The 12,806-nt window shown below is 73.3% G+C and carries 9 protein-coding genes; 4 read left to right on the forward strand and 5 right to left on the reverse strand.

Features of this window, described 5'->3' with window-relative positions:
- Nucleotides 1-41: 41 nt before the first annotated feature.
- Both nhaC and FYW99_RS24815 read right to left on the reverse strand, forming a co-directional pair.
- A complete protein-coding gene (gene nhaC / locus FYW99_RS24810) occupies nucleotides 42-1,490 on the reverse strand; it encodes a Na+/H+ antiporter NhaC (RefSeq protein WP_150254446.1) in 1,449 nt (482 codons plus the stop codon).
- Nucleotides 1,491-1,526: 36 nt separating this feature from the next.
- Nucleotides 1,527-2,660: a trans-sulfuration enzyme family protein gene (locus tag FYW99_RS24815; RefSeq protein ID WP_150254447.1), complete on the reverse strand. Its 1,134-nt coding sequence runs from the start codon at nucleotides 2,658-2,660 to the stop codon at nucleotides 1,527-1,529.
- A gap of 360 nt (nucleotides 2,661-3,020) precedes the next feature.
- On the opposite strand from FYW99_RS24815, the gene FYW99_RS24820 reads away from it, so the two are divergent.
- Entirely contained in the window at nucleotides 3,021-3,824 is an 804-nt protein-coding gene (locus FYW99_RS24820; RefSeq protein WP_150254448.1) for a FadR/GntR family transcriptional regulator, read from the forward strand.
- A gap of 101 nt (nucleotides 3,825-3,925) precedes the next feature.
- Nucleotides 3,926-4,267: an AQJ64_40280 family protein gene (locus FYW99_RS24825; RefSeq protein WP_150254449.1), complete on the forward strand. Its 342-nt coding sequence runs from the start codon at nucleotides 3,926-3,928 to the stop codon at nucleotides 4,265-4,267.
- A 75-nt stretch (nucleotides 4,268-4,342) separates the two neighbouring features.
- Here the strand turns inward: FYW99_RS24825 and FYW99_RS24830 are convergent, their stop codons facing one another.
- The gene (locus FYW99_RS24830; RefSeq protein ID WP_150254450.1) at nucleotides 4,343-6,877 is read right to left on the reverse strand and encodes a sensor histidine kinase; all 2,535 of its coding nucleotides are present in this window, start codon (nucleotides 6,875-6,877) and stop codon (nucleotides 4,343-4,345) included.
- Between the two features lie 280 nt (nucleotides 6,878-7,157).
- Between FYW99_RS24830 and FYW99_RS24835 the strand changes: the two genes are divergently transcribed.
- Both FYW99_RS24835 and FYW99_RS24840 read left to right on the forward strand, forming a co-directional pair.
- A complete protein-coding gene (locus FYW99_RS24835) occupies nucleotides 7,158-8,009 on the forward strand; it encodes a response regulator (RefSeq protein ID WP_150254451.1) in 852 nt (283 codons plus the stop codon).
- A complete protein-coding gene (locus tag FYW99_RS24840) occupies nucleotides 8,006-9,457 on the forward strand; it encodes a TrkH family potassium uptake protein (protein WP_150254452.1) in 1,452 nt (483 codons plus the stop codon). Before FYW99_RS24835 ends, FYW99_RS24840 begins: the two co-directional genes overlap by 4 nt.
- Before the next feature lie 141 nt (nucleotides 9,458-9,598).
- Here the strand turns inward: FYW99_RS24840 and FYW99_RS24845 are convergent, their stop codons facing one another.
- Both FYW99_RS24845 and FYW99_RS24850 read right to left on the reverse strand, forming a co-directional pair.
- A complete protein-coding gene (locus FYW99_RS24845; protein ID WP_150254453.1) occupies nucleotides 9,599-10,813 on the reverse strand; it encodes an NAD(P)-binding domain-containing protein in 1,215 nt (404 codons plus the stop codon).
- Between the two features lie 54 nt (nucleotides 10,814-10,867).
- Nucleotides 10,868-12,202, reverse strand: coding sequence for a YeeE/YedE family protein (locus FYW99_RS24850; protein ID WP_150254454.1), 1,335 nt, complete (start codon nucleotides 12,200-12,202; stop codon nucleotides 10,868-10,870).
- Nucleotides 12,203-12,806 lie beyond the last annotated feature (604 nt).

Consider the following 12,806-nt stretch of genomic DNA (forward strand, 5'->3'; position numbering starts at 1 on the left):
TGCTCCGCTCCCCCTTTCCCGTGACCGCGGGGGGGCGGGGCTCACGCCGTGGAGCGCTCCTGCTCCGGTTCGAGGTGGCGGATGCCGAAACCGCGGGTCAGCGGCGCCAGGAAGGCGAGCAGGGCGGAGAACAGGAAGCCGCTCCAGTTGAACACCGCCCACGGCAGGAACTCGAAGTTGGCCACGCCCAGGGTCGTGGCGAAGAAGACGCCCGACACCGTCCAGGGCATCAGTACCTCGGTGATCGTGACCGAGTCCTCCATGCTGCGCGACAGGTTCACCGGGTGCAGGTTCCTGGCCCGGTAGGCGTCGCCGTAGACGTCCTTGACCAGGAAGAACGTCACCAGGGCGTTGGAGGTGCCGTTGATGATCGTGAAGCCGGAGAGCAGGGTGGTGAGGATGAGGCTGCCCGTGGACCGCAGCTTCTCGATCAGCCCCTCCAGCAGGACCCGCAGCACGCCCGACCTCTCCAGCGCCGAGGCGAAGAAGAAGGCGCAGAAGACGAAGAACGCCGAGTTGTACATCGAGTACAGCCCGCCCCGGTTCAGCAGCTCGGCCAGGACGTCGGAGACCCCGTCCCCCCGCGGCAGCATGTCGGTCGTGAAGCCGGAGACGGCCGCGGCGAACATGTCGCCCACGTTCGCCCCCTGGGCCAGCAGCGCGAGCAGCAGCGCCGTCATGGACGACGCGAACAGCACGACCAGCGGCGGCTTCCTCATGACCGACCCGGCGAGCACGACCAGCGCCGGGATCAGCAGCAGCGGGTTGAGGGTGAACAGCCCGTTCAGCTCGGTGACGACCTCGTCGATACCGCCCAGGCTGGCGGACGAGGTGGTGATGGTGGTGCCCGCGACGAGGAAGACGACGACGGCCACCACCGACGAGGGCACGGCCGTGTAGAGCATGTGCCGGATGTGCTCGTACAGGTTGGCGCCCGCCGCGAGCGAGCTCATGTTGGTCGTGTCCGACAGGGGCGAGAGCTTGTCCCCGAAGTAGGCGCCGGACACGACCGCGCCCGCCGTGATCGCCAGCGACACGTCCATCGTCTGGGCCACCCCGATCAGGGCGACGCCGATCGTTCCGCCGGCGCCCCAGGACGTGCCGGTGAAGGTGGCGACGAGCGCGGTGGCCACGAAGGACAGCACGTACAGGTAGGAGGGGTTGATGAGCTCCAGGCCGTAGTAGACCATGAGGGGGATCGTCCCGGCGATCATCCACGAGCCGATGAGCATGCCGATGCTGAGCAGGATCAGGACCGCGGGCAGGGCGCGTTTGAGCTTCTCGCCCATGTTCGTCAGCACGTCCTCCCAGCGCACGCCGTGCCAGAGCGCGAAGAGGGCGAACACCACCCCCGCGAAGATGAGCATGAGCTCCGCGGGGTACTTCAGGACGCCGATGCCGCCGACGAGAACGGCGACGGTGATGACCACGGGGACGCACGCCGCCGCCACACTGGGTCGGCGAACGTGTTCGTCCGGGGGGTTAGTCATCTTCTTTCCTCTCGGTGACGACCGCTTTCCGGTCTTCTACAGTGCGGTGAAGGCCCTTTCGAGATCCTCGATCTGGTTGTCGGCCCCCTCCAGGCCCACGGAGAGGCGGATCATTCCGGGGGAGAATCCCTTTTCCCGCAGCGCCTCCTCGTTTCCGGGCCGGACGGGGGCGGTGACGAGGCTTTCGTAGCCGCCCCAGCTCGCGCCGATCCGAAACAGCGACAAACGGTTGATGAAAGCCGCGACCTTTTCGAAGGAACCGTCCTTCAGGTCGAAACTGAGCAGCCCGGAGAACCCGCTGAACTGGTTCCTGATCAGGGGGTCGTCGGGCCGGTGGTCGTGGTGGGGGTGGTGGATCGCCGCCACCTCGGGCCGTGTCGCCAGGTAGTCGATGACCCGCACGGCGCTGCGCTCGTGCTCGGCCATCCTGATCGGCAGCGTCCGCAGCCCGCGCAGCACCATCGACGCCTCGACGGCCGACATGACCGAGCCCAGGAGCTGGAACCCCGTGGAGAAGAGGTCGCGCACGAAGGAGGCCGGGCCGATCACCGCCCCGCCCAGGACGTCGCTGTGGCCGCCGATGTACTTGGTGCACGAGTGGATGACGATGTCCACTCCGGCCAGGATCGGCTTCTGGAAGAGCGGCGTGGACCAGGTGTTGTCCATCGCGGTCCAGATTCCCCTGGCCCGGGCGGTGCGGGTGATCTCGGCCAGGTCCAGGACCTTCATCCGCATGGTCCCGGGGCTCTCGACGTAGACGAGCGCCGTGTTCTCCCGCAGGTGGGGCTCGATGTCGGAGGTGCCGTCGGGGAGCACGGTGTGGTCGATGCCGAAACCGCGCAGGTGCTCGGCCAGTTCCAGGGCCGGGCCGTAGGTGCTGTTGACGAAGAGGATGTGGTCGCCGCCGCGCAGCAGGCTCATCAGAACGGCGCTGATGGCCCCCATTCCGGAACCGAAGCACTGACACGCCTCGCCGCGCTCCAGAAGGGCCAGCCTCTCCTCCAGAAAGGCCACCGTGGGATTGGCTCCGCGGCTGTAGACGTACCTCTCGTGTTCCTGTTCCTGTTCCTCGATGAACGCCTCGAACGAGGGTTTGGTGAAGATACTGGTCTGGAACACCGGAGGGGCGACCGCGCCGTGGACGTTCTCCGGCCCCTCCCACGCGCTCATGCAGATTTCCCTGTCGGACCTGTCCACCGTTGCCCCCCGGTCGGTTCCTTGGCGCGCTCGCGCGAACGCGGCGGCCGATGGTCCCGACCCGCCGCGCCCGCCGTCGCGGCCCGTGCGCGCGGGCGGCGCCCGCGCTCGTGTCGGTGCGGTCGGCGGCCGTCCGTGGTAGGACCCGCCGCCCGCACGTGTGCTCAGGGCACGGCTTCGCGGTCGAGACGACGCGGAGCGCGTGCCGGTGCGGTCATCTTGTAGTACAAGCTGCTAAGTAGTCAATGGGTGGACACGGGTCCGCCCGCGGGCCCCGGCGTCTGTACGCTGAGGAGTCGGCACAACCCTCCAGCGAAGGACGAGGCGTACACGATGGGATCAGCGTCGCCGGGGACCCAGGGCGAAGGGCCCACGGGCCGGTCCCAGCAGCGGCACGCCCGCCCGAACTCGCTGACCTCGCAGGTCGTCGCCTTCGTCGAGGAGCTGTGCGTGGGTCCCGACGCGCAGCCGGGCACCCAGCTGCCCTCGGAGAAGGAGCTCGCCGAACGCTTCGGGGTGAGCCGGGTCGTGCTGCGCGAGGCCCTGAGGACCCTGGAGGCCAAGGGCCTGGTGCACCGGCGCCAGGGCAAGCCCGCGGTCATCGCCTCGCCCAACGCCCTGCCGGTGGAGAACTTCGTGGCCCTGTCGGTGCTGCGCGACCGCCGGGCGCTGATGGAGTTCACCGAGATCCGCAAGGCGCTGGAGGTGCACGGCGCCCGGCTGGCCGCGCAGCGCATCGCCGGACCGGAGGAGGAGCAGACCCGCGAGGACATCGCCCGGGCCCGCCAGGCCATCGCCGACATGCGCGCCGCCCCCCTGGACGTGCCCAACCGCGTGCGCACCGACTTCGCCTTCCACCAGGCCCTGATCTCGGCCTCCGGCAACCGGAGCCTCACCCAGATCCTGGACGCGCTCGAACGGTCGCTGGCCGACAGCCGCGAGCAGAGCCACCGCCGCTTCCTGGCCACGGCCGAGGACCCCGCGGTCTCCGCGACCGAGCACGAGGAGGTCCTGGAGGCGGTGCTGAGCGGTGACCCCGCCCGCGCTGTGGCGGCGATGGAGGACCACCTCCAGGTCACCCTGCGCGAGATCGAGACCCGCCCCAAGGCGGAGGGGCCGCGGGAGGCCCCGGCCTGACCGGCCGCCGGTCGCCGCTGCCCCGATGGCGCGCGCCTCGCCCCCATGAGTAGCGTGGGGGCGTTCGTCGTTTTCCGGACACCGAGAGGGCGGGGTCGCGCATGACGAAGAGGGCCGAGGTGGACTGGGTCAGCGTCGAGGAGGGCCTTCCGCACGACGGCGCCGCAGTGGTGGGAGCCGTGACCGGCCGCTACCCGGACGGGGAGGAGTTCTGGCTGGTCCTGCCGATGCACTTTCGTCGCACCGACTTCGACGAGACCACGGGTGAGGAGATCAGGGACGTCTTCGTCGACCCGGACTGGGTGGTGCGCAAGCCCCACGGCGGCGACACGGAGGAGCAGGTCACGCACTGGGCTGCGTACCCGTACCTCCCCGGAATGACCGTGCACCAGGTCCTCGGCGGCCAGGTGCACGACGCCCTGGCCGCGGCCCGGCGGGGCTGACCAGGGAGCGGCGACGCATAGCGCGACGGGCGCCGCAGGCCGCCCGGGGCCAGGGTGCCAGGTGGGGCGGTGCGGCTAACCCGCCGCTCCCGCGACGGGCAGGGTCAGGCGCAGCGTCAGTCCGCCGCCCGGGGTGGTCTCGGGCAGCAGCGAGCCCCCCATGGCCTCCATGAGCCCGTGCGAGAGCGCCAGGCCCAGCCCGAGCCCGGTCGCGTTGTCGGTGTCCCCGAGCCGCTGGAAGGGCACGAACATGCGCTCGCGCTCGTGTTCGGGCACCCCGGGGCCGTGGTCGGCCACCAGGAGCTCCACCTGGTCGCCCGTCCAGGAGGCGGTGACCGAGGGCGGCCGGTCCTGCGGGCTGAAGCGCAGCGCGTTGCCCACCACGTTGGCCAGCACCCGCTCCAGCAGGCCGGGGTCGGCCGCGACCTCCGGCAGCTCCTCGGACACCCGCACCCGCACGGCACGCCCCTGGGCGCCCAGCTCGTCCAGGACCGCGAACACCGACTCGCGCAGCGACAGGTCCGTGACCGTCACGCCCAGCACGCCCGCCTGGAGGCGGCTCATGTCCAGCAGGTCCGTCACCAGCCGGGTCAGGCGGTCCAGGGACTCGTCCGCCGTGGCCAGCAGTTCGGCCTGGACCTCCTCGCTGAAGCGCACCTCCCGGCTGCGCAGGCTGGTCACCGACGCCTTGGCCGAGGCCAGGGGAGCCCGCAGGTCGTGGCTGACCGCGGCCAGCAGGGCGGTGCGCATCCGGTCGGCCTCCGCCAGCGTCCCGGCCGCGGCCGCCTCCCGGGCCAGCCGCTCCTGGCGCAGCGCGACGGCGGCCTGCGCGGCGAAGGCCTCGATGATGCGCCGCTCGCCCGCGCGCGGCCGGTGCCCGTGCAGCACCAGGGTCAGCCCCTCGTCCACCGGGACGTCCACGTCGGCCCCGCCCGGAGCCCCGCGGGGGCGCTCCCCGACGAAGGCGACCGCCTCCCACGCGCCGGGGTCGTTGCGGTGGTCGGGCCGGGAGGAGGCCCCCGGCCTGCGCTCCAGCAGGGCGACCGACTCCAGGGAGAAGGTCTCGCGCAGCCGCTCCAGCAACGCCTCCAGGGGGCGCGAGCCCCGCAGCACGCTTCCGGCCACCGTGGCCAGGGTCTGGGCCTCGGCGCTGGCCCGCGCCGCCTCGCGGGTGCGCCGCGCGGCCTGGTCGACCACCACGCTCACCGCCACGGCCACGAACACGAACACCACGAGGGTGAGCAGGTTGCCCGGCTGGTTGACCACCAGGGTCTCGTAGGGCTCGGTGAAGAAGAGGTTGAGCACCACGAACCCGCTGAACGCGGCGGCCAGCGCGGGCCACAGCCCGCCGACCAGCGCCGTCGCCGTCACCGTCGCGAACACCAGCAGGATTCCACCGCTGAGGTACTCCTCGCTGTGGGGGACGCCGGTGCCGAACACCAGCAGCGCCAGCGCGGTGAGCGCCAGCGCGTACCCCGCCAGCCTGCGGCGGCGAGAGACCGCGCCCGAGCGCGCGCGTCCGGAACCGCTGTCGGCCCCCTCCTGGGTGACCAGGTGGACGTCGATGGACTCCGACAGCGCCGCGGTGGCCGCGCCCACCCCCGGCCACAGCAGGCGGGCGAGCCTGCCCCGACCGCTCGCGCCCAGGACCAGCTGGGTGGCGTTGACCCCCTGGGCGAACGCGGCCAGCGCGGCGGGCACGTCCTCGCCCAGGACCTGGTGGTAGGTGCCGCCCAGGTCCTCCACCAGCACCCGCTGCCGGGCGAGCATGGCGGGGTCGGCGCCCACCGGGCCGTCGCCGAGCGCCACGTGCACGGCCAGCAGTTCGACCCCCCTGCCGCGCCCCGCGATCCGGGCGGCCCGGCGGATGAGCGCCTCCCCGCCGGGGCCTCCGCTCAGGCCCACGACCACGCGTTCGCGGGTCTGCCACGCGGAGGCCGCGCGGTGCTCGCCGCGGTGGCGCTCCAGTTCGTCGTCCACCCGTCCCGCCAGCCACAGCAACGCCAGCTCGCGCAGGGCGGACAGGGTGTCGACCCGGAACCGGTGGCCCAGTGCGGCGTCGATCCGGTCGGGGCCGTAGACGTTGCCGTGCGCCAGCCGCCGCCGCAGGGCCTCGGGCGTCATGTCCACCAGTTCGATCTGGTCGGCCCCGCGCACCCACGCGTCGGGCACGGTCTCGCTCTGGCGGGCGCCGGTGATGCGTTCCACCACGTCGTTGAGCGACTCCAGGTGCTGGACGTCGAGCGTGGACAGCACCGTGACACCGGCCTCCAGCAGGGCCTCGATGTCCTGCCAGCGCCGGGCGTTGCGCGCGCCGGGGGCGTTGGCGTGCGCGAGGTCGTCCACGAGGACGACCTGCGGGCGGCGGGCCAGCACGGCGTCCAGGTCCATCTCCTCCAGACGGGCGCCCCGGTGGGTCAGGACCGCGCGCGGGACCGTCTCCAGGTCGTCGACCATCGCCTCCGTCAGCGCACGGCCGTGGCTCTCCACGAACCCGATGACCACGTCGGCGCCGCGGTCGCGGCGCCGGTGCGCCTCGTCCAGCATCCGATAGGTCTTGCCGACACCGGGCGCCGCGCCCAGGTAGACGCGCAAGTGGCCGCGTGTCATGGTGTGCCCCCTTCCGGCTTCCCCATCCTGACTGGTCACGGAGGTGCTTTCGGGCATTCTGGTGCTAACAGGGCGCTAAATCCGCGCCTTCGGCTGCTAAGGGAGCGTTAGCGCGTCCGCCGTCCCCGCCGCCACCGCGCAGAGTCGTTGCGGCGCCCCGCGCCACCGCGACCCGTGGACACGACGCACGTGCCGACGCGACCCGCGGACGCGGCGCGCCTGGCATCGTGAGCGCGAGGCCCCGACCGGGGCACGCGGACGGGGGAGAATACGGACCAGTATGGACACGGACAGCGGCACCGGCGCGGACAGAGCGCCCTCGGTCCTCGTCGTCGACGACGACCCCCTCATCCGCAGGACGCTGGAGGTGAACCTGAGGGCCCGCGGCTACACCGCCTACCTCGCCGACACCGGTGAGCACGCGCTGCGGCTGGTGGCCCGCCACCGCCCCGACCTGCTCCTGCTCGACCTGGGCCTGTCCGGGATGGACGGCCTGGAGGTCCTGCGGGGGCTGCGCGGGTGGACGGACGTGCCGGTGCTCGTGCTCTCGGGGCGCGACACCGAGCCGATGAAGGTCCAGGCGCTGGACCTGGGCGCCGACGACTACGTCATCAAGCCGTTCGGGATGGACGAGCTGTTCGCCCGGGTGCGCGCGGCCATGCGCCGCTCCGTGGTGCCCGAGTACGAGGCGGCGGTGGCCACCGCGGACTTCACGGTCGACCTGGCCGCCAAGCAGGTCCTGCGCGGCGGCGAGCCGGTGCGGCTGACGCCGCGCCAGTGGCACATCGTGGAGGTCCTGGCGCGCAACCCCGACCGCCTGGTCACCCACAAGCACCTGCTCAACGAGGTGTGGGGCCCCTCCTACGGGCGCGAGACCAACTACCTGCGGGTGTTCATGACCAAGATCCGCCAGCGCCTGGAGCCGGACCCGCCCCGGCCGCGCTACTTCCTCACCGAGCCCGGACTGGGCTACCGGTTCCGGCCGGGCGGTGGCGGCGCCGCCGGGGGAGGGGCCGCGGAGGGAGTGTCCGGCTCGGGCGGTTCGGGCGGCTCGGACGCCGGGCCCGAGGACCGGGAGAGCGGGGCGGAGTGCCGGGAGACCGGGCCGCAGGACCGGGAGAGCGGCCGGTGAGAACGGAAACCGGACAGCTCCCGCCCGACCCGCGGGCCCCGCGCGTCCCGTCCCGGACCGGCGGCCGCGGTGCCCGCGCCGGTGCCCGCGCCGACAGGAGGCTGCGCGACCTGTCCGGGTGGTTCAAGCCGCCGCAGCTGACGGCGGCGGCCTTCGGCACCCTGATCCTGGTCGGCGCGGGCCTGCTGTCGCTGCCCGCCGCCACCGGGAGCGGGGAGCGGGCGCCCTTCGACACGGCCCTGTTGACCGCGACCTCGGCGGCCAGCGTGACCGGCCTGGCAGTGGAGGACACCGCCTCCTACTGGTCGGGACTGGGCGAGGCGGTGATCCTGCTCCTGATCCAGGTCGGCGGGTTCGGCATCATGGCGCTGGCGACCGTCCTGACCCTGGTGGTGGGGCGGCAGCTGGGGCTGCGGATGGCGGTGCGCACCGGCTCGGAGGCCAAGGTGGTCACGCTGGGCGAGGTGCGCCAGCTGGTCACCGGGGTCCTGGTGGTGACGGCGGTGTTCGAGACGGCCCTGGCGGTGGCGCTGACGCTGCGCTGGTGGCTGGGGCACGGGCTGCCCCTGCCCGAGGCCGTCTACACGGGCGTCTTCCACGCCGTCTCGGCCTTCAACAACGCCGGGTTCTCGCTCTACGCCGACAGCCTCATGGGGTTCGCCGAGGACCCGTGGATCACGGTCCCGGTGGCCCTGGGGGTCCTGGCCGGAGGGCTCGGGTTCCCGGTGTGGGTGGGGCTGTGGCGCTTCACCCGGCACCGGGCCGAGCACCGCCACTGGACGCTGCACGTCAAGATCACCCTGGTGATGACCGGGCTGCTGCTCGTGGTGGGCTTCGTGGCCTTCCTGGCCCTGGAGTGGTCCAACCCGGCGACCATGGGCGGGCTCGACCTGCGCGGGAAGCTCCTCACCGCGTTCTTCCAGTCGGTGATGCCGCGCACGGCGGGCTTCAACAGCCTCGACTTCGGACAGATGAACACCCAGACGCTGCTGGTCACCGACATCCTGATGTTCGTCGGGGGAGGCAGCGCGGGCACGGCCGGGGGCATCAAGGTGACCACCTTCGCCGTGCTGGCCTTCGTCATCTACGCCAACGTGCGCGGCGAGCCCACGGTCCACGTGTCGGGCCGCCGCCTGGCCGAGGGCACCACCTCGCAGGCGACCACGGTGGTGCTGCTGGCGCTGGGGCTGGTGCTGGCGGGGACGCTGACGCTGATGACCGTCACCCCGTTCACCCTGGACCAGATCCTGTTCGAGACGACGTCGGCCTTCGCCACGGTCGGGCTGTCCACCGGTATCACGGCCGACCTGCCGCTGTTGGGGCAGATGGTGTTGGTGTTTTTGATGTTCGTGGGCAGGATCGGGCCCATCACGCTGGCCTCGGCCCTGGCGCTGCGGCGCCGCCCCCGCCTCTACGAACTGCCGGAGGAGCGGCCGATCGTCGGTTGAGCGGTGCGGGGGCCGCCGGGCTCCGCCGTCCCCTGTCCGGCGTCACACCGGTGGCGGGGCGCCGCTACCCGAGGTGTGGCCCCGGGCCCCGCGCGGAACGCGGGCACGGGGAACGCGGCGGTCTGGGGGAGAAGGGGGCCCTCACCCCCGCCGGGCGAGGGCGGCGGTGATCTCGGCGACGGTGGCCTTGGCCGTGCGCCCGGCGCCGATGAGCGTGGCCGACGCGGAACCGGTCCAGTCCCCGTAGCCCAGCAGGAACAGGCGGGGCTCGGCCACGGCGCGGGTCCCCTCCAGTGCGATCCGGCCCCGGCGGTCCTCCAGCCCCAGCGGGGCCAGGTGGTCCAGCACCGGCCGGAACCCCGTGCACCACAGGACGGCGTCGCAGTCCAGGGTGGCGCCGTCGGCCCAGGCCACGCCGGTGCGGGTGAGGCGGTCGAACATCGGCTCGGCCTTGAGCGCGCCGCGCTCGCGCGCCTCGCGGACCGTCGGAACCACCACGATGTCACCGAGGTCGCCGACGCCCTCGGGGGCCGCCGTCCCCTGCCGGGCCGCCCGCTGCGCCCGGGTGGCGATGTCGAACAGGGCGCGCCCGTCCAGGTCGTCGGGCAGGAACCGGGGCGGTCGCGGGGCGGCCCAGGTCGTCTCGGCCGTCTTCGACAGCTCGGCGAGGATCTGGGCCGCGGAGTTGCCGCCGCCCACGACCACGACCCGCTGCCCGGCGAACTCCTCCGGGCCCCGGTAGTCGACCGTGTGCAGCTGCCTGCCGGCGAACAGTTCCCGACCCGGGACGTCGGGGACGTGGGGCGCCCGCCAGGTGCCGGTGGCGCTGATGACGTGTCGGGCGCGCCAACTCGCCAGCGGGGGCCGCCGGGCGGGGGAGCGGGGCGCCTCGGACGGACGCCCGCGGTGCGGTTCCCCCTCCGGCCGTCCGTCACCGCCCGGGGACCGTTCCGCGGGGGAACGGGTCACCCCCGACGGGCGCTCGCGCCCGGTCCCCTCCCGGGCGACCACGCGCAGGGCCCCATCCACCCGTTCGACCGCCTCCACGTGGACCGGGCGGCGCACGGGCAGCTCGTAGCGGCGCTCGTACTCGGCCAGGTACCAGGCCACATGCCGCGCGCTCGGGTACTCCTGACCCTCCTCGGCGGGCATCCACCAGCCCGGCAGCATGCTGTGCTCGGCGGGGGAGAACAGCCGCAGCGAGTTCCAGTACCCGGTCCAGGACCCGCCCGGCCCCTCACCGGCGTCCAGGACGGCGAAGTCGAGCCTGGCCCGCCGCAGGAAGTACCCCGCGGCGAGCCCGGCCTGTCCGCCGCCGACCACCACCACGTCGTGCACGTGCTCCGTGTCGTCCATTCCCGGTCCTTCGTCCCCCCGTCAGCGGTGCCGCGGTGTCCGCCGCGGCCGGGTTCAGCAGACGCTGTCGCCCGGCTTGGGCACGCCCAGACCGAACAGGCTGCGGGCACGCAGCCCCGCCCAGGTCCCGGCCAGGGCGAAGACCGCCCACAGCCACCCGTGCAGGCTGCCCGAGCCGATTCCGGCCAGGTAGGCGCCGATGTTGCAGCCGCCCGCCAGACGGGCGCCGATGCCCATGAGGATGCCGCCCAGGAGCCCGGCGGCGACCAGCTTCCAGCTCAGGCCGGTGTGCAGCTTCCACGCTCCGGCGGCGGCCGCGGCCACGGCGGCGCCGAGGATGATGCCGATGTTGGTCAGGCTGGTCTTGTCCTGGAGCACCGGACCGGCCAGCTGCGCGGCCTGCTGGGGCTGGTTCCAGAACGCCCAGGTCTCGGGGTGCGCGCCCAGCAGCTGGAGCGTCTTGGCACCCCACAGGTTGAAACCGGAGGTGACGCCCCAGGCTCCGCCGGAGACCACGAGCACCGCCGCGCCGAGCACGGACAGCACCAGGGCGCCGACGATCATGGGCCAGCTGCCCCGGACCACGCGCAGCAGCCCCCGCGCCGAGGGCGGCGTGCCCACGGGCGGAGGGACGCGGCGGTTCTGCACCGCGCGGGTGCCCACGACCACGGCCGCGAGCACGGCGACGGTGATCGCCCAGGAGCCGCCCCAGCCCACGTGGTCGGAGAGCAGGAACGGCGGCAGCGCGGGCAGGTCGTTCACCAGCGGCCACGCGGCGCTGTAGATGACCGAGCCCGCGATGAAGCCGACGAGGGTGATGACGATGGCCGACTGGCCGGAGCCGACCGCGAAGAGCGTGCCGGAGGCGCAGGCGCCGCCCAGCTGCATGCCGACGCCGAACAGGAACGCGCCCAGGAACAGGGCGATGCCGATGGGTCCGGCCGAGGCCTGCGGGTCGTTGCCGAACAGCCCGGTTCCGGTACCGATGACCAGCGCGAACAGGGTCGCGGTGGTGCCGAGCAGCACGGCGTGCGCACGCAGGCCCGTGCCGTTGCCCACGGAGAGGAACTGCCGCCAGGCGGAGGTGAAGCCGAACCGGGAGTGGAACAGGGTGAAGCCCAGGCCCGTGCCCAGGAGCAGCAGGACGGCGGGCAGCGCGCCGTGGGTGTTCCACACGTAGGCGGCCAGGCCCACGGCCACGGCCAGGGCGATCCCCAGCGGCCACCAGCGGACGGGTTCGGCCTCGGCGGCGCGGGGCCGCGGGGCGGCCAGGGCAGGCTGCCAGCTCAGGGACAGGGCGGGTGGGACGGGCGCGGCGGTGGCGTCCGGGGCTGTGCCCGCGGGGGCGCGGTCGGCGGCGCCGGGAGGCGCGGAGGGGTGAGTGGTCACGGGGAAGCTGTCCAAACGGTGACGGAGCGGGTGTCGGCCGTGGCCGAACGGGGACGGGGACACCGGTACCGCGGGGACGCCGGGCGCGGGAGACCGCGCGCGGGGGAGGGGGACGGGGCCCGGTCAGCGCACGCCGTCGCGGCACCGGCGGCGACAGAGGCCGTCGTCGGTGCTCGTCAGCGACATGGAGATGAGCACCATGCGCAGGAAACGGGCTTTGTCGGACACGGGGCTCAGTGTAGGACAAAGTCCGGCGGGGGTGACGGCACCGTGACGAAGCGCACGGAACCGCACTGGTCCGGGGCTCGGGGTGTGCCGTTTCGGAACCGGTGATGCGTACCGGCGCGCGGCAAGGGTGCGCGGAATCCACTGGGAGGCGTTGTCCCTGGTGGGGCGCTATCGGGGCTCGTGGCGTCCGGCGGCCGCGGCGGGTCGCGGGGGCGGGCCCATGTTTACCCGGAACAGGACGGGTAGACAGGAGGGTGTGCACCTGCGCGCCCCGCGGGCCACGGGGGCGGCCGTCAAGGCCACGAGGTCCCGGGGACACGGCGCGGGTGCGGGGTCGGGCGCCCACGGGGGTGAGCGCGACCGGCCCGCGCCGGAC

The sequence above is a fragment of the Nocardiopsis deserti genome, from assembly GCF_008638355.1.
GTDB classification, from domain to species: Bacteria; Actinomycetota; Actinomycetes; order Streptosporangiales; family Streptosporangiaceae; genus Nocardiopsis; species Nocardiopsis alborubida.